We start from the raw sequence: 16,375 nt of genomic DNA, 5'->3' as shown, positions 1-16,375 counted from the left end.
TTTTATCTTCTACCAGAAGTGGCACCATTTTGTATTTTTTCGTGGTCAGAAGGATGGTATGATAATCATTGAACGTAAGAAGAAGGAGTGAAGTAGGATGAAAGTGGCAGTGTTATATGGTGGGACTTCAGGTGAACGGGAGGTTTCATTAAACAGTGGAAAATCAATCATGGAAGCGTTAAACAGTAAAGGACATGAAGTCACGGCTGTTGATTTCCATCCTGATCGAGCACATGAACTCTTCCAGCTGGATGTAGATGTGGCTGTCATCGCTCTTCATGGGAAAATTGGTGAAGATGGACGCGTGCAGGCGTTACTTGAACTTGCGAATATTCCATACACAGGTTCAGGTGTGTTAGCGTCAGCACTTGCGATGGATAAGGCACGTTCAAAAGTTCACTTTGATAAAGCGGGTATCACGATTGCACGTGATGTATTATTAGAACGTGAAGATGATGTCGAGGCGAAAATCGCAGAATGGAATGGTCAATTCCCTTGTGTCGTTAAACCAGCACAAGAAGGTTCATCGAATGGATTGACAATCGCACAAGACGAGACGATGTTACGTGAGGGGATTGCAAAAGCGTTCGAAGCCGATGATGCGGTTCTCGTCGAACAATTCATTAAAGGACGCGAAGTGACGGTTCCAGTCGTTGGTCATAAAGGTGCAGAAAAAGCATTACCGGTCATCGAGATCATTCCGAAGAATGCCTTTTATGATTACGAATCGAAATATGCAATCGGAGGTTCAGAGCATATCTGCCCAGCCGAACTAGATGAGACGACGACAGCAATACTTCAGGAGTGGGCCGTCAAAGCACATCAAGTACTGGGTTGTGCTGGGTATTCCCGGTCAGATTTCCTTGTTCCTGAGTCCGGAAATCCAGTTATTTTAGAGACGAATACATTGCCAGGTATGACGTCAACGAGTTTATTCCCGGACGGAGCACGAGCAGTTGGTATCGAATATCCGGAATTGGTCGAGTATTTCATGGAATTAGCGATTGAACGCCACGCCCAAATCAAGTAATCCAATCATTGATATCCTAGGAAAAGAAGTGAGAAAGCGCTTACAAATATGGGCGTAACCCCTTTCATTACGTTCGAGAAAAGAGTATACTTTATCCGAACAAGGAAACGGCATAGGGGATGCCACTTATGGGGAGGAACGTTGGAATGATTACTGACCAACAACATGCGAATCATCGCAAGAACGTACTGGAAGCAACACAAGAAATCGTCAAGGAAGCACTAGGGAAATTAGGGTATCCAGACGAAATGTATGAATTACTTAAAGAACCACTCCGGATGTTGACAGTCCGGATTCCGGTGCGAATGGATGATGGTTCGACGAAAATCTTCACAGGATATCGTGCGCAACATAACGATGCTGTTGGACCGACAAAAGGGGGAATTCGTTTCCACCCAAACGTGACGGAAGTCGAAGTCAAAGCATTATCCGTCTGGATGAGTCTGAAGGCAGGTATCGTTGATTTACCATATGGCGGCGGGAAAGGCGGGATCATTTGTGACCCACGTGAGATGAGCTTCCGCGAAATCGAACGTCTCAGCCGTGGATATGTCCGTGCTATCAGTCAGATCGTTGGACCGACAAAGGATATTCCAGCACCTGACGTCTTCACGAACTCACAAATCATGGCTTGGATGATGGATGAGTACAGCCGGATCGATGAATTTAACTCTCCTGGTTTCATCACAGGAAAACCGCTCGTTCTTGGTGGCTCACACGGTCGTGAAACAGCAACGGCGAAAGGTGTCGCAATCATGATCCGAGAAGCGGCAGCAAAAAAAGGCATTACACTTGAAGGAGCACGCGTCGTCGTTCAAGGGTTCGGGAACGCAGGTAGCTTCTTGTCGAAGTTCATGTATGACTTAGGTGCAAAAGTCATCGCCATCAGTGATGCTTACGGTGCACTTCATGATCCGAACGGACTCGACATCCCATATCTACTGGACCGTCGCGACTCATTCGGAACGGTTACGACATTGTTCAAAAATACGATCTCGAATAAAGAATTGCTTGAACTCGAATGTGATATTCTTGTTCCTGCGGCAATCGAGAATCAAATTACAGAAGACAATGCACATGATATCCACGCAGCGATCGTCGTAGAAGCAGCAAACGGTCCAACGACGAACGAAGCGACGAAAATTCTTGCAGAACGTGACATTTTGATCGTTCCGGATGTTCTTGCTTCGAGTGGTGGCGTAACGGTTTCTTACTTCGAATGGGTACAGAATAATCAGGGGTATTACTGGACGGAAGAGGAAGTCCACGAGAAACTCGAAAAGGTCCTCGTGAACTCATTCAACCAAGTCTATCAGACAGCACAGACGCGAAATGTCGATATGCGTCTCGCCGCTTATATGGTAGGTGTGCGGAAAATGGCAGAAGCATCCCGTTTCCGTGGTTGGGTCTAATTAAACGTTAAAAATACGTACCACCCGTTCCTCTAGATGAGGAGCGGGTGTTTTCCTATTGCAATTTCTTTCGTCTCTTGATGAGATTTGCTAAGATATAAAAAAAGCAACCGGAAGAGGAGATATTCGAATGTTAGATTGTATCGTAATCGGTGCAGGACCATGTGGTTTATCGGCAGCGATCGAAATGCAAGATCGAGGACTAGACGTCGAAGTGCTCGAAAAAGGAAATATCGTTGAAGCGATCTATCGTTATCCGACGCATCAAACGTTCTTTTCAAGTAGTGAAAAATTAGAAATCGGTGGCGTGCCGTTCATCAATAAGGAATTAAAACCACGTCGTCTCGATGCACTCGTCTATTATCGAGAAGTCGTCAAACGAAAGCAGTTGACGATTCGTCCATTTGAGACGGTCGAGCACATTGAACGTCAGGCGGATCGCTTCATCATCCACTCAGAACGCTCTGGAGTGAAGAAACAGCGAGAAGCACGATCTGTTGTGCTTGCGACAGGTTATTATGGGTTACCGAACCGAATGGACGTCCCAGGAGAAACGTTACCCCACGTATCGCACTATTTTACGGAAGGGCATCCATACTTTGATCAGGATGTCGTCGTCATCGGTGGGAAGAATTCAAGTGTTGATGCAGCAATCGAGCTTGAAAAAGCAGGAGCACGCGTTACCGTACTTTATCGTGGACCCGAGTATAGTCCGTCGATCAAACCATGGGTCTTGCCGAACTTCGAATCACTCGTTCGTTCGGAAAAGGTCAAGATGGTGTTTGACGCGATGATCGAGGAAATCACGGACCAAGAAGTCGTTTACCGAGTGGAGGGAGACAAGCGGACTGTCCGAGCAGATTTCGTATTTGCGATGACGGGTTATACACCAGACGTCGGCTTGTTCGCTGATGCTGGTATCGCGATCGATCGCAAGACAGGTGTTCCGAGTCATGATGAAGAGACGATGGAGTCGAATGTTCCTGGGATTTATATTGCCGGCGTCGTTGCAGCAGGATACGATGCCAATAAGATATTCATTGAAAACGGACGTTTTCATGGCGCGAACATCGCGAATCATCTCGTCGAACGATTACGTGGTCTATCAATTCACGTCTAAAAAAACCTCTTGATTCGGAATGATGAGTTCCCAGTCAAGAGGTTTTTTCATTTATTCGACCCGGAATGACTCTTCGAGTTCTGATTGGGTCGCATTGATTTCGAGTTCAATCATTAATTTAAGTCGTGCTTTTTGTGAGTTCAGTCCATTTGAGAAAATGACACCGATCTCTTTTAACTGTTGACCGCCACCTGTATATCCATAAACATCTTGCACGATTCCATTGAAGCATCGACTAACGATGACGATCGGCATGACTGCGATCAATTCGGCAATGGCATCGACGATACTCGGAGGGACGTTTCCTTGACCGAGAACTTCAAGTACGAGTCCATCGTAACCGAGTTGTTTCACGGCTAGTAATAAATCTGGTTCCATTCCGGCATATACTTTCAAAACAGCAACACGTTTAGAGAGCGAGGTTACCATATGTGTTTGCTTCAGAAGTGGCGTGTTGAATAGGTAAACGTGATCTTTCGTCACCATGCCAAGATTTCCGAAGTGAACCGATTTAAACGTATCGACGGATGACGTATGCGTTTTCGTGACGTTGAATGCCGAATGAATCTCACCATTAAAGACGACGAGAACACCTTTTTCACGCGCTGCTTCACTGACTGCGACACGGAGTGCCGTGATCAAATTAAACTCGCCATCCGATCCGACTTCGTTGGATGAACGCATGGCTCCAGTCAAAACAATCGGAACAGGTGCACCAATTGTCAAATGCAAGAAATAAGCGGTCTCTTCAAGTGTATCCGTCCCATGGGTGATGACGACTCCATCGTAGTGTTCCTTAGCAAGTTCACTTTCGATGAAGTGTGCCAAACGTAGCATGATGTCGGGCGTCATATGTGGAGAAGGTAAATTCGAAAAATGACGCGTTGTGATGTTTGCGATATCCGTCGCTCGAGGTAGTGAAGCATCCAGTGGATTGATGTCATTCGGTAAGACGTGACCGGAGTGATCTTGCGCCATCGCAATCGTTCCACCCGTATGAATTAATAATAATGATTTCATTCTAAATGGTCTGTGTCAAAAGACAAAAGACCTTCACCTACTTTCTATAGCATATTCAATTAGTTCTTCCATATTGTAACCTTTTTCCCTCCCGAAACAACGAGGACGTTTTCTTTTTTCCAAGAAACCTTTATTCTTATGGAGAGGAAGAAAGGGGGAGAGGAAGCGTGATTCAAATCGTTTTCTCCGGAGTTGCCCCAGGCATCGCACTCCTAACTTATTTTTATCTACGTCACGAACATGAATCAGAGCCCGTTGGATATATCCTTCGAAGCTTCATTTTTGGAATTTTACTCGTTTTTCCCTTGATGTTCATCGACTATATCGTTCAAACGGAGTTTGGTGGGCGTGAAGAGGTGCAATTGGTTCGAACAGCAGTCACAGAAGAGTTTGCAAAATGGTTCGTCGTCTTTTATACCGTGTATATCCATCAACGGTTTAATGATTATTATGATGGGATCATCTATGCCGTAGCGTGCTCGCTTGGATTTGCTACCCTTGAGAACATCTTATATCTGATGGTGAATGGAACGGTCGAACACATGCTATTCCGAGCTTTACTACCGGTATCCGGTCATGCTTTGTTTGCTGTCATCATGGGTTTCTTCATGGGAATGGCGAAATTCTCGCCTCACCCGTATCGGTGGTTGTCCTTATCGATAACGATTCCGGTATTTGCACATATCTTATTTAATTTGTTAATATTGGAAAATGGTGGTATATCTGTTTTGCCAATCGTCTTCATGATCATTTTATGGACGATCGGATTATTTCAAGTACGAGGTGCCAACCGTTTGAATCGTCGATTCAAACGAAAAAAACAACATTCAGATGGCATCGAATAGAAAGTAGGAGCGAAGTAGGATGATGGAAATCGGGGATTTAGTAATGCTTTCGAATAGTGAAGATCGACAAGGACGGTCAAAAGTAACAGCCGTAACGAATCGATTGATTTGGATCGAGGCACCAAGTGAGGTCGCGACATTGAAAACGTTCATCTTGTCAGACCACGAAGAAGTTTCGTTTTACTTCTTTAAAGAAAAAGGTAAATTATTTGGATTTGATACGGTCGTCGTGGAACGACAAAATGATCCACTTCGTGGTCAGCGGTACGCCTTAAAGCGACCAAGTGATGATCAAATCGAGCGCATCCAACGACGTCAATTCGTTCGAGTACCACAAATGCTCGATGTCGCCGTTCATCCGCATAAAACGCAATTTGATCCGTTTACGACGGTGACGCTTGACTTATCGGCTGGTGGCATGATGATTTTGTCAGATCAGTTACCGATTCAAAAAGAGGAAGAGGTAGAGATGACATTCATTCTACCTACTGGTGACGGTATTTCGAGTACGTTAGATGTTATTGCTGAGCTCGTCCGTATCGATCGACGGGAAGAACGGTATGAACTCGCATTCCAATTTACAATGATTCCTGACAGAAGTCGTGAGCTAGTATTGCGTCACTGTTATCAAATGCAAATGAAAAGTTCAAGAAGGGGCATGAATCCATTCACCTGACCGCATTTTTTTGCTATGATAACGTTCGGAAGAATGAATCCCCATCAAATATGGGGAAGATGGAAGGATTGGATGGATGATGAAGAAGATTCAAATTGCATTAGATGGACCAGCAGGTGCTGGGAAAAGTACGATCGCAAAACAACTGGCGGCACGCCTTGACTATGTATATATCGATACAGGGGCGATGTATCGTGCCGTTACGCTCGCAGCACTCGAACAATCGCTTGATCTGAACAACGGAGAAGTGCTTGGCGAATTGATGAAATCGCTTGATATTCGTTTAACACCAGGCGAAAACGGGCAACGTGTCTTTATTGGTGATCGCGAAGTGACGGATGCGATCCGTTCCATCGAAATCACGAATAACGTATCGTTCGTCGCTCGTCAAAAAGAAGTTCGAGCAGCACTCGTCACGGCGCAACGAAAATTAGCAGATCAGGGTGGCATCGTCATGGACGGTCGTGACATCGGTACAGTCGTATTACCTGATGCTGAATTAAAAGTTTTCTTGACGGCAACTGTGGAAGAGCGTGCAGCTAGAAGGCACCGGGAGAACATCGCGCGTGGGATGGATAGCGATATCACAGTTCTTCAAGAAGAAATCGCGCTGCGGGACAAACGGGACAGTGAACGTGAAGTCTCTCCACTACGCCAAGCAGACGACGCATTATATCTAGATACGACAGAGATGACGATTGATCAAGTCGTTGTTCGCCTGATGGAACTAGCGGAAGGTGTTCTAAAATGAAACGTCAAGATACCGTTTATCGGATTGCGCGGTTTGTCGTCTGGGTCATAGCCAAAACAGTCTTCCGATTGAAGGTGACGGGGCAAGAGAATATTCCGAAAGACGGTTCCTTACTCATCTGTGCCAACCACAGTTCAAATTGGGATCCCGTCTTCCTCGTCAGTGCGATTCCACCGAAACGTTCGGTTCGTTATATGGCGAAGGAGGAGTTGTTTAAAGTACCTGCCTTAAAGCAGCTGATGATTGCGGCAGGAACCTATCCTGTCGGTCGTGGTCAAGGGGACCGTCAAGCCTTGAAACGGACGATCGAGCTGTTAAATACGGATGAGACTGTTGGCATTTTCCCAGAAGGAACGCGTTCTGCTCCAGGAGAATTTACATCAGCACAACCCGGTGTAGGGTTCTTCGCCTTACGATCGAATGCTCAAATTTTACCGATTGCCATCATTGGATCGTATCGCCCTTTCAAACGAATGCGCGTCGCGATCGGAAAACCGGTCGATATTTCGGATTTACGTGATCAACGTGGTGCTGCGAAAGCAATTTCTGATCGAATCATGGACGAAATCAAATCCGTCTACTTCAATCACGCTTAATACCTTGACAAATAGTCAGAATTGTAAGAAGTTAGAAGCAGGATAAACGCATTGACACGTGTCAGGCGTTTCTTGTACTCATCGTGAGGAGGTTGTTTTGGAATGGTCGAAGAAATGAAAGATATGCCTGATTTTGAAATTCATCGGGACCAGGTAGTTACCGGAATGGTCGTGAAAATTGAAGACAAGCAAGCACTCATTGATATCGGATATAAAACAGAAGCCATCTTACCGATCAGCGAAGTATCGAGTCTTCATCTCGATGATATTCGTGGTGTGTTGAACGTCGGAGATGAACTACAAGTGAAGGTCAAGAAAATCACGGATGAAGAGGTCGTCGTCTCAAAACGAGAAATTGATGCACTTAAAGCGTGGGAGCAAGTTGAAGAGAAGTATAAATCAGGTGAGATCTTTGAAGTTGTCGTGAAAGACATCGTTAAAGGTGGTCTCGTCGTTGATATCGGTGTTCGTGGATTCATCCCAGCGTCGCTTGTCGAGCGGCATTACGTCGAGGACTTCTCGGATTACATCGGTCGTTCGATTGACGTCAAGGTCGTTGAACTCGATCAAGAGAAGAACCGTGTCATTCTCTCGCACAAAGCCGTCGTTGAAGGTGAATTGAACGCGAAGAAAAAAGAGACACTCGAAAATCTAGAAGTGGGGCAAGTTCTAGAAGGAACAGTCCAACGATTGACAGATTTCGGTGCTTTCGTTGATATCGGTGGCGTCGATGGTCTCGTTCATATCTCGGAAATGGCGCACCATCGTGTCGAACGTCCTTCGGACATCGTCACGGAAGGTCAGAAAGTCGAAGTCAAAGTACTTGGCGTCGACCGTGATACAGAAAAGGTTAAGTTGTCGATCAAGGAAACACAACCGGGTCCATGGCAACAGATGGAAGGGAAAATCGAAGCTGGGGATATTGTCAAAGGACGCGTACGTCGTCTTGTCCAGTTCGGTGCCTTCATTGAGCTTGCACCGCAGGTAGAAGGGCTTTTGCATATTTCACAAATCGCGAACCGTCATATCGGATCGCCTTCAGAAGTACTTGAAGAAGGACAAGAAATTGAAGCGAAGGTACTCGAAGTGCGTCTTGATGAGCACAAGATCTCGCTCTCGACACGTGTTCTCGAAGAGGAAGAAGGGTCTTCTGAGGACTATTCGGATTACTCGAATCAATCAGAAGGATTTTCTGTCGCTGACTTGACAGAAGACGATTCAGAGACGAAAGAATAAAGGTTGACACAAAGCGGACACAAGCGTGTCCGCTTTTTATATGCGGTTTGTTATGGTATATGAGAGTTTGATTTGATACAATAGAACGGCTATGAAGCGAGAGAAGAGAAAGAAGGTGTTGGGATGGCAATTCCAGTCGTGGCGATCGTAGGTCGCCCAAATATCGGAAAGTCGACGATTTTTAACCGGGTGATTGGAGATCGGGTTTCAATCGTAGAAGACAAGCCAGGCGTTACCCGCGACCGTATTTACGGAACTGGAGAATGGCTGAATCGTCATTTTCATTTGATTGATACAGGTGGAATCGAAGTTGGGGATGAGCCCCTACTTCAAATGATGCGTCATCAGGCGGAGCTCGCCATTGATGAAGCGGACGTCATCATTTTCATGGTGAACGGACGCGAAGGAATCACAGCAGCGGATGAGGAAGTCGCGAACATGTTGTTCCGTTCGAACAAACCAGTCGTCGTAGCTGTCAATAAAGTGGATAATTTTGAGATGCGTGATTTAATGTATGAATTCTACTCTCTTGGATTCGGGGACTTATTCCCGATTTCTGGTACACATGGTCTTGGACTTGGTGATTTACTCGACCGTGTCCTTGAACTCGCGCCAGATAAAGAAGAGTTGGAATATGACGAAAGTACGATTAAGTTTGCTTTGATTGGTCGTCCAAACGTCGGGAAATCAAGTATGACGAACTCGATTCTTGGTGAAGAGCGTGTCATCGTCTCGAATATCGCTGGTACGACACGTGATGCAATCGATACACCGTTTACGCGGGATGAACAAGAATACGTCATCATCGATACGGCAGGGATGCGAAAACGCGGGAAAGTCTATGAATCGACAGAACGCTTTAGTGTCATGCGTGCTCAAAAAGCAATCGAACGAGCAGATGTCGTCTGTGTTGTTCTTGATGGTGAAGAAGGTATCATCGAACAAGATAAAAAAGTAGCAGGATATGCCCATGAAGCAGGTCGCGCGGTCATCATTGTCGTCAATAAATGGGATGCTGTTGAAAAAGATGATAAGACGATGAAAAAGATGCAAGAAGAGATTCGGGAAGAATTCCGTTTCCTTGACTATGCACCGATCGTCTTCGTCTCAGCTAAAACAAAACGTCGTTTACAAACGTTATTACCAGTCATTCAGCAAGCAGCGCACAGTCATGCGCAACGGATTCAGACAAGTGTCTTGAACGATGTCATCGTCGATGCCGTCGCTATGAACCCTGCGCCGACAGATAAAGGAGTTCGTTTACGGATTAACTATGCGACTCAGGTCGCGTCGCGTCCGCCAACGTTCGTCTTGTTCGTCAATGATCCAGAGTTGCTTCACTTCTCTTATAAACGATATCTCGAGAACCGGATTCGGGAGGCATTTGATTTCACAGGTACACCAATCCGGATTTTAGCTCGTCAAAAACAATAATGAGGTGAGTCAGTATGACCAAAATCGCTGTCATCGGAGCGGGAAGCTGGGGAACAGCGCTCTCGCTCGTCTTAGCCGATAATGATCAGGAAGTCATTCTTTACGGTCGTGAACAAACAAATGTCGACCGTATCAATGAACATCATGAAAATGCGCAATTCTTGCCGGGCGTCGTGTTGCCACAATCATTGAAGGCGACGACGGATCTCAAAGTGGCGGTCGAAGGCGCGACACATATTTTGATCGTGACACCGTCATCTGCGATTCGTGCGGTTTCTCGTCAATTAAATGAACTATTGACAGAACCAGTCGTCCTGATTCATGCATCAAAAGGAATCGAACCGAAGACACATCTTCGATTGTCTGAGTTGATCGAAGCAGAGGTCGACCCGGCGAAACGTAAAGCGGTTTGTGTCTTGACAGGTCCTTCACATGCTGAAGAGGTTGCGTTACGTAAACCGACGACGGTGACCATTGCATCGGATGATTTAGAAGAGGCTGGTCGTGTGCAGGAATTGTTTACGAATGAAAACTTCCGTGTCTACCTCAATGCGGACATCATCGGGGCAGAACTTGGTGGAGCATTGAAGAATATCATTGCACTTGCTGCGGGTATGACAGATGGTCTCGGTTACGGGGACAATGCCAAGGCAGCCTTGATTACGCGTGGAATGGTCGAGATGGCTCGTCTTGGAACGATGCTTGGGGCAAACCCAATGACGTTCACCGGCTTGACAGGAATGGGTGACTTAATCGTCACTTGTACTTCTGTCCATAGCCGAAATTGGCGTGCGGGAAATGCCATAGGTCGAGGAGAAAAACTAGAGACAGTGCTTGAAAACATGGGAATGGTCGTAGAAGGTGTTCGTGCGACACAAGCTGCATATGATCTAGCAGAGTCGAAACAATGTGAACTCCCAATTACTTCTGCTTTATACCATGTTCTCTTTGACGGTCATACACCGGAAGAAGAAGTCAAAAAGTTGATGCAACGACCACAAAAAAATGAGATCGAGCATCTCTTCACGACGAAAGATTAACGGAGTGGGGTGGAAACCTTGAGTCCAGGATTATTAAAAATGTGGATTTCGTTCGCTGGCATCGGACTCTTTGCGATCAGTGTCTTGCTGGTCACGGTCAGTCGGACGAAGTTGAAAGGGATTTGGCAGATTCTCGTGTCAACCTTGGCATTCGTTTGTTTCATCGTTGCGTCGATCATCATGGTATTCATCGTCATGGCGGGACCGAGCGCATGAAAAAGTGGTTCGTACTACTCATGCTCATTCCGGTGACGTTATTATCAGGTTGTCTCTTTCCGGACAGCCAGAAACCATCGAACCGCGTGCCGTATCCGCAACAATTACGTACCGTTCAGGATGCCGTCGATGCATACCAGAAAGACACAGGTGTTTTGCCGATCAAAACGATGGAGGCAGATACGCCTCTCATGGAACGTTATCAAATCGAACTGGGCCGTCTGATACCTCGTTATATGAGCGATCCACCAACGAACAGTTTTGAAGGCGGGGGAACATTCATCTATTTGTTGGTCGACGTTGAGACGAAGCCGACTGTCAAATTGATGGATTTGCTTGTCGCGGAAGAACTACAGAAGCTTCAAGTCCGAATTGATGCGTATCGCAAGAAGAATGATAAGTACCCATTTAAAGGCTCCATCGGAAAAAATCAGTTTACCCTTGACTATAAAAAGTTATTCATCAAAAAAGAACCGACTGTCCCAAGTCCGTACTCAGATGAAAAGCTATCAATCTATGTCGATGGTCAAGGTCGTCTTTTCATCAACTATTTGCCAGAGTTGAAGAAAGCTGTACAAACTGCGAAGAAAAAGCCGAAAGTCGGTCAGGATATTCGGTATTTGCTTTATGAAGATCAACCTTTTGTTCCTGCCTATTCTCAAAGCTACACGATAAACGAAAAAGGCGAACCTGTGTTTTCAGAGAAATCGAGCGAAGAATCTGAAAATTGAACGTTATTTACACGAAAATGTTGTAATAGCAACGTTTATAGGGTATGATTACCCTCGAAGAAGTGATTGGGAGGGGGTGAAAGTAATGAACAAAACTGAACTCATTCAAGCAGTCGTCGAAAAATCAGGTCTTACAAAAAAAGACGTGACGAAAGTTGTTGAATCAACATTCGAATCGATCACTGAGACACTTCAGTCTGGAGAGAAAGTCCAATTGATTGGATTTGGTAACTTCGAAGTCCGTGAGCGTGCAGCCCGTAAAGGTCGCAACCCACGTACGAAAGAAGATATCGAGATTCCAGCAAGCAAAGTACCTGCCTTCAAACCAGGTAAAGCATTGAAAGATGCTGTGAAGTAATCCGGCTACATAGTCGCCCGAGATTTTCTCGGGCGGCTTTTTTGTGGACATTCAGAAGCGTGAAAGCCCGCCGATTATGGTATATTAAAAAAGAAGAACGTCCATCAACGAGATGGCACTGGAGATCGGGGGGTAAAAGCATGGAACAACATGAGCTGCGCGTGGATGAAATCATCACTGCACTCACCATTAAACAAACGACACGATTGGCTCGACATGTGGATTTCCCTTCCATCGATCGTGAACAGATCCGTTGGTTGATTGATGTCGCTCAACATGACAAGCTAGATTCAGAAGCACTCGTCAAAGCGATTCATTTCGCACAAGTCGCCTTACGTCTGCATGAACGCGTCAATAAAACATTACGCGGTTCGAAGGAAAGACAGCTTCTTGTATTAGCTGGAGATCTTTTCTCGAGCTACTTCTTCGAACAATTAGCGGGTTTGCCGAAAGAGGTTCTTGTCTCACTCGGACGGACCATTCAACGTGTCAATGAAGCGAAGTGTGCCTTACACGAAATGAACTATGAATCAACGGAAGAACGGGTTCTCTTATGGTTAACAGCAGAGTTCGGATTAATGCAAGGACTCGCGGCAATCACCAAACGAGAATGGCTGACACGACAAGGACGGCAGATCATTCAACAACAGGCAGAGCAGCTAGATCTGGTCGCACAGAAATTACTGTTATCGCATCTCGAACAGATGGCGGTAGCATGAGATCTTGGAAAGGGTGAGCAGTGTGCAGACAAAAGATAAAGAAAAAAAAGTGTATGAAGTGTTCCAATCGATATCAACGAACTATGATCAAATGAATTCAGTCATCAGCTTCCGACTGCATAAATTGTGGAGACGCGAAACGATGCGCCGGATGCAAGTCTTCCCAGGTGCTAAATGTCTTGATCTTTGTTGTGGAACGGCAGACTGGACGATTCAACTGGCAAAAGCAGCCGGTCCGACTGGTGTCATCAAGGGACTTGATTTTTCAGAGAACATGTTAAAAGTCGGCGTGGAGAAAGTAGAAGCGCTCGATATGAAAAACATCGAATTGATTCACGGAAATGCGATGGATTTACCGTTTGGTGACAACTCATTTGATTTCGTGACAATTGGTTTCGGTTTACGGAACGTTCCTGATTACCTTCAGGTCATTAAAGAGATGCATCGCGTCTTAAAACCAGGTGGAACGGTCGTCTGTCTGGAAACGAGTCAACCGACGGCACCGATTTTCCGAGAAGCATATTCGCTATACTTTGGAAAAATCATGCCACAAGTAGGTCGTTTGCTTGCTAAATCGTATGATCAATACAACTGGTTACAAGAATCAACGGAAGTGTTCCTCGACCGTGTCGAACTGAAACAACTCTTCGAACAGGCAGGCTTCATGCAAGTGGAAGTCAAAGCATTCGCGGGTGGGGCTGCTGCGATGCACCTTGGGAAGAAGTGGTGAGATGTCACTGCATTCCATCTACCGTGATGTCACGAAGGAAGTTAATTTAGTCGATCGTTTTCTGATCAGTCATATCGCTTCGGAGGAACCAACGATTGATGCAGCAGGAAAACAACTGCTGAAAGCTGGTGGAAAACGGATTCGACCAGCGTTCGTATTGTTAGCCTCTAAATTCGGTGAGGCAGATCGAGATGAACTGATCCGTGTAGCAGCAAGTCTCGAGCTCGTCCATATGGCATCGCTTGTACACGATGATGTCATTGATGACGCTGAACTACGACGAGGAAAACCGACCGTTATGCAATACTTCGATGAAGAAGTGGCGCTTTATTCAGGCAATTATTTGTTTGGGGAAGCGATTCGGTTGATTGGAGAAGTCGGAAAACCAGAGCTGGTCCAAGTCATGGTCCATACGATGCGTGAAATTTGCGAGGGTGAGATTGAACAGATCTATGATCAATATGATTGGGAACAGTCGATTAAACGTTATATCAAACGAATTGAACGAAAAACAGCCATTCTCATTGAAGCAAGTTGCCATCTAGGTGCAATCGTTGCGAATTGTTCAGCGGCCGATACGAAAGCGTTACGACTGTTTGGACGAGATATCGGACTCGCTTTTCAGATTGCTGATGATTTGCTTGACTTCACAGCGAATCGAACGCAACTTGGTAAGCCAGTGGCAGAGGATCTACGTCATGGACATAAGACGTTACCCGTCTTTTATGGAGCGGAAGATGCTGCCTTTTACGAAAGTCTTTCGAAAATCGAGACGATGCCTACCCATGAAGAAGTTGCACCATTGCTAGCATTTCTTCAAACTTCAGGTGCCCTCGAACGAACACAACGAACGGTCGATCTTTACATTCGTCGTGCCATCAACCGGCTCGAACCCTTACCTAAATCTTCCGCTAAACGATCGCTCGAAGAAGTGGCGCGCTACGTTGGTAAACGAAAAGGATGAAGATTGTCAAAAATTTCTTGCTGTTCTTCTAAAAAGCCAGTAAACTGACTATGTAAGCGCTTTTCTAAAAGCATTTCATAGGGGGAACTAGAGATGGAACAGACATTTTTAATGGTCAAACCGGATGGCGTAGAACGTGGGTTGATTGGGGAAATCATCGGACGGATCGAACGCAAAGGATTCATCATTCGTGAAATGAAAATGATGAACGTCACAGAAGAACTCGCAAAAGCACACTACGAGGAACATGCGGAGAAACCATTCTTTGGAGAGTTGGTCACTTTCCTGACGTCAGGTCCTGTCGTCGCTTTGCGTGTTGAAGGGGCAGACGTCGTTGCCGTTTCTCGTTTGATGATCGGAAAAACAAAACCACTTGAAGCAGCACCTGGAACGATCCGTGGTGATTTTGCGAACACGATGAGTGAGAACGTCATTCATGGTTCAGACAGTATCGAAAGTGCGGAGCGTGAGCTTGGTCTTTGGTTTCAAGGACAGCCAGTTAATGTCTAATACATGAATAGTAGGACAAGCGGGGAGGGATTCGATTCAATCGAATCCCTTTTGTCGTATTCTTGTAAAACGGACTGACCGGATTGGTTAATTGCTTTTTGGAATGCCTATAGCTTTATGCTACTATAGAAAATAAGTTGAACCGGTCAAAGAGATGACCATTTGATATCGAGAGTGAGCGAGGTGTGCCAATTGGAAGATTACGAACTTTTCATACAACGATTCAAGACCAAATCAGGGATTGATCTCGGTCAGTATAAAGAAGCACAGATGAAACGACGGTTGACGGCGTTACGTGACAAAAAAGGGTACAGTACGTTTGCGTCCTATATGCAGGCAATGGACAAAAGTACCTCGTTATACGAAGAATTTCTAGATCGGATGACGATTAATGTCAGTGAATTCTTCCGTAATCCGATACGTTGGCAACAATTGGAGCAAGACATCTTACCGGTCTTGGAATCACGTGCCCATGGACGAATTCGAACGTGGAGTGCTGCCTGTTCGACAGGAGAGGAACCGTATTCCCTAGCGATGATCTTAAGTGAACGACTCGATTCGTCGGCTTTTACGATTCAAGCAACGGATTTGGATGAGCTTGTCCTTGAAAAAGCGAAGCTTGGTCGATACGGAGCTTCCGCATTGAATGAGGTCGTAGAAGCGCGGAAAAAGCAATATTTCATCGAGCAAGAGCAGACATTCGAAGTTGTTCCAGAAATCAAACGACTTGTTCGTTTCAGTAAACATAATTTGTTAGGCGACCGGTACGATACCGGTTTTGATTTAATCATCTGCCGTAATGTACTGATTTATTTTACGGAAGAAGCGAAAGCACATGTCTATCGTTCGTTCGTCGAGGCATTAAAACCAGGCGGTATTCTGTTCGTTGGAGGAACGGAACAAATTTTCCAACCAGAACGATTTGGATTAAAGATGAAACAAAGCTTCTTTTACGAAAAAATCGGTTGAACAGGAAGGGATGAAGTG

Annotated in this window: 19 protein-coding genes; 18 read left to right on the top strand and 1 reads right to left on the bottom strand. The window is 45.5% G+C overall.

Annotated elements, in window-relative coordinates; all coding sequences use genetic code 11:
* Positions 1 to 97 precede the first annotated feature (97 nt).
* The 3 genes from ACN9MT_RS09670 (at position 98) to ACN9MT_RS09660 (ending at position 3,562) form a co-directional block, all read left to right on the top strand.
* A complete protein-coding gene (locus ACN9MT_RS09670) occupies positions 98 to 1,030 on the top strand; it encodes a D-alanine--D-alanine ligase (RefSeq protein ID WP_056062191.1) in 933 nt (310 codons plus the stop codon).
* Positions 1,031 to 1,176: 146 nt separating this feature from the next.
* Entirely contained in the window at positions 1,177 to 2,442 is a 1,266-nt protein-coding gene (locus ACN9MT_RS09665; RefSeq protein ID WP_035407132.1) for a Glu/Leu/Phe/Val family dehydrogenase, read from the top strand.
* A 130-nt stretch (positions 2,443 to 2,572) separates the two neighbouring features.
* A complete protein-coding gene (locus tag ACN9MT_RS09660; protein ID WP_056062188.1) occupies positions 2,573 to 3,562 on the top strand; it encodes a YpdA family putative bacillithiol disulfide reductase in 990 nt (329 codons plus the stop codon).
* A gap of 51 nt (positions 3,563 to 3,613) precedes the next feature.
* On the opposite strand, the gene ACN9MT_RS09655 is transcribed toward ACN9MT_RS09660, so the two are convergent.
* Positions 3,614 to 4,582, bottom strand: a complete 969-nt coding sequence (locus tag ACN9MT_RS09655; RefSeq protein WP_056062186.1) for an asparaginase — start codon at positions 4,580 to 4,582, stop codon at positions 3,614 to 3,616.
* 167 nt (positions 4,583 to 4,749) lie between these two features.
* Between ACN9MT_RS09655 and prsW the strand changes: the two genes are divergently transcribed.
* From prsW to ACN9MT_RS09580, 15 genes are all read left to right on the top strand, one after another.
* Positions 4,750 to 5,427, top strand: coding sequence for a glutamic-type intramembrane protease PrsW (prsW, locus tag ACN9MT_RS09650; protein WP_035407140.1), 678 nt, complete (start codon positions 4,750 to 4,752; stop codon positions 5,425 to 5,427).
* Positions 5,428 to 5,446: 19 nt separating this feature from the next.
* Positions 5,447 to 6,103 carry a flagellar brake protein gene (locus ACN9MT_RS09645; RefSeq protein ID WP_035407143.1) on the top strand — a complete coding sequence of 219 codons (657 nt, stop codon included), beginning with the start codon at positions 5,447 to 5,449 and terminating at the stop codon, positions 6,101 to 6,103.
* Between the two features lie 76 nt (positions 6,104 to 6,179).
* Positions 6,180 to 6,854 carry a (d)CMP kinase gene (gene cmk / locus ACN9MT_RS09640; RefSeq protein WP_035407146.1) on the top strand — a complete coding sequence of 225 codons (675 nt, stop codon included), beginning with the start codon at positions 6,180 to 6,182 and terminating at the stop codon, positions 6,852 to 6,854.
* Complete coding sequence (locus ACN9MT_RS09635) at positions 6,851 to 7,450, top strand: lysophospholipid acyltransferase family protein (protein WP_035407149.1); 600 nt, start codon at positions 6,851 to 6,853, stop codon at positions 7,448 to 7,450. The genes cmk and ACN9MT_RS09635 overlap by 4 nt, the downstream gene beginning before the upstream one ends.
* A 102-nt stretch (positions 7,451 to 7,552) precedes the next feature.
* On the top strand, positions 7,553 to 8,686 hold the full coding sequence (gene rpsA, locus ACN9MT_RS09630; protein ID WP_056062180.1) for a 30S ribosomal protein S1: 1,134 nt from the start codon (positions 7,553 to 7,555) through the stop codon (positions 8,684 to 8,686).
* 123 nt (positions 8,687 to 8,809) lie between these two features.
* Positions 8,810 to 10,120 carry a ribosome biogenesis GTPase Der gene (der, locus tag ACN9MT_RS09625; RefSeq protein WP_029342014.1) on the top strand — a complete coding sequence of 437 codons (1,311 nt, stop codon included), beginning with the start codon at positions 8,810 to 8,812 and terminating at the stop codon, positions 10,118 to 10,120.
* A gap of 14 nt (positions 10,121 to 10,134) precedes the next feature.
* Positions 10,135 to 11,160 carry an NAD(P)H-dependent glycerol-3-phosphate dehydrogenase gene (locus ACN9MT_RS09620; protein WP_426272133.1) on the top strand — a complete coding sequence of 342 codons (1,026 nt, stop codon included), beginning with the start codon at positions 10,135 to 10,137 and terminating at the stop codon, positions 11,158 to 11,160.
* Between the two features lie 18 nt (positions 11,161 to 11,178).
* The gene (locus ACN9MT_RS09615) at positions 11,179 to 11,376 is read left to right on the top strand and encodes a DUF2768 domain-containing protein (RefSeq protein ID WP_231496841.1); all 198 of its coding nucleotides are present in this window, start codon (positions 11,179 to 11,181) and stop codon (positions 11,374 to 11,376) included.
* Entirely contained in the window at positions 11,373 to 12,107 is a 735-nt protein-coding gene (locus ACN9MT_RS09610) for a hypothetical protein (protein WP_035407154.1), read from the top strand. The genes ACN9MT_RS09615 and ACN9MT_RS09610 overlap by 4 nt, the downstream gene beginning before the upstream one ends.
* Before the next feature lie 85 nt (positions 12,108 to 12,192).
* A complete protein-coding gene (locus ACN9MT_RS09605) occupies positions 12,193 to 12,465 on the top strand; it encodes an HU family DNA-binding protein (protein ID WP_012370671.1) in 273 nt (90 codons plus the stop codon).
* A 140-nt stretch (positions 12,466 to 12,605) separates the two neighbouring features.
* Positions 12,606 to 13,184 carry a heptaprenyl diphosphate synthase component 1 gene (locus tag ACN9MT_RS09600; protein ID WP_426272132.1) on the top strand — a complete coding sequence of 193 codons (579 nt, stop codon included), beginning with the start codon at positions 12,606 to 12,608 and terminating at the stop codon, positions 13,182 to 13,184.
* 22 nt (positions 13,185 to 13,206) lie between these two features.
* A complete protein-coding gene (locus ACN9MT_RS09595; protein ID WP_035407160.1) occupies positions 13,207 to 13,914 on the top strand; it encodes a demethylmenaquinone methyltransferase in 708 nt (235 codons plus the stop codon).
* Position 13,915: 1 nt separating this feature from the next.
* Positions 13,916 to 14,878, top strand: coding sequence for a polyprenyl synthetase family protein (locus tag ACN9MT_RS09590; RefSeq protein WP_035407163.1), 963 nt, complete (start codon positions 13,916 to 13,918; stop codon positions 14,876 to 14,878).
* Positions 14,879 to 14,971: 93 nt separating this feature from the next.
* Positions 14,972 to 15,388: a nucleoside-diphosphate kinase gene (gene ndk, locus ACN9MT_RS09585; protein WP_035407166.1), complete on the top strand. Its 417-nt coding sequence runs from the start codon at positions 14,972 to 14,974 to the stop codon at positions 15,386 to 15,388.
* 192 nt (positions 15,389 to 15,580) lie between these two features.
* Positions 15,581 to 16,357 carry a CheR family methyltransferase gene (locus ACN9MT_RS09580; protein ID WP_290774980.1) on the top strand — a complete coding sequence of 259 codons (777 nt, stop codon included), beginning with the start codon at positions 15,581 to 15,583 and terminating at the stop codon, positions 16,355 to 16,357.
* Positions 16,358 to 16,375: the final 18 nt, after the last annotated feature.

Origin of the sequence: Exiguobacterium sp. R-17, from assembly GCF_049913315.1 — a bacterium.
GTDB lineage: Bacteria > Bacillota > Bacilli > Exiguobacteriales > Exiguobacteriaceae > Exiguobacterium_A.
Note: the sequence above shows the minus strand (reverse complement) of the source record. Positions and strands in the feature narration are given on the sequence as shown.

Bases quoted from the DNA above. Each gene is read 5' to 3' on its own strand.
- ACN9MT_RS09670 (WP_056062191.1), top strand. From the start codon at position 98: ATGAAAGTGGCAGTGTTATATGGTGGGACTTCAGGTGAACGGGAGGTT.
- ACN9MT_RS09665 (WP_035407132.1), top strand. From the start codon at position 1,177: ATGATTACTGACCAACAACATGCGAATCATCGCAAGAACGTACTGGAA.
- ACN9MT_RS09660 (WP_056062188.1), top strand. From the start codon at position 2,573: ATGTTAGATTGTATCGTAATCGGTGCAGGACCATGTGGTTTATCGGCA.
- ACN9MT_RS09655 (WP_056062186.1), bottom strand. From the start codon at position 4,582: ATGAAATCATTATTATTAATTCATACGGGTGGAACGATTGCGATGGCG.
- ACN9MT_RS09645 (WP_035407143.1), top strand. From the start codon at position 5,447: ATGATGGAAATCGGGGATTTAGTAATGCTTTCGAATAGTGAAGATCGA.
- cmk (WP_035407146.1), top strand. From the start codon at position 6,180: ATGATGAAGAAGATTCAAATTGCATTAGATGGACCAGCAGGTGCTGGG.
- ACN9MT_RS09635 (WP_035407149.1), top strand. From the start codon at position 6,851: ATGAAACGTCAAGATACCGTTTATCGGATTGCGCGGTTTGTCGTCTGG.
- rpsA (WP_056062180.1), top strand. From the start codon at position 7,553: ATGGTCGAAGAAATGAAAGATATGCCTGATTTTGAAATTCATCGGGAC.
- der (WP_029342014.1), top strand. From the start codon at position 8,810: ATGGCAATTCCAGTCGTGGCGATCGTAGGTCGCCCAAATATCGGAAAG.
- ACN9MT_RS09620 (WP_426272133.1), top strand. From the start codon at position 10,135: ATGACCAAAATCGCTGTCATCGGAGCGGGAAGCTGGGGAACAGCGCTC.
- ACN9MT_RS09610 (WP_035407154.1), top strand. From the start codon at position 11,373: ATGAAAAAGTGGTTCGTACTACTCATGCTCATTCCGGTGACGTTATTA.
- ACN9MT_RS09605 (WP_012370671.1), top strand. From the start codon at position 12,193: ATGAACAAAACTGAACTCATTCAAGCAGTCGTCGAAAAATCAGGTCTT.
- ACN9MT_RS09600 (WP_426272132.1), top strand. From the start codon at position 12,606: ATGGAACAACATGAGCTGCGCGTGGATGAAATCATCACTGCACTCACC.
- ACN9MT_RS09590 (WP_035407163.1), top strand. From the start codon at position 13,916: ATGTCACTGCATTCCATCTACCGTGATGTCACGAAGGAAGTTAATTTA.
- ndk (WP_035407166.1), top strand. From the start codon at position 14,972: ATGGAACAGACATTTTTAATGGTCAAACCGGATGGCGTAGAACGTGGG.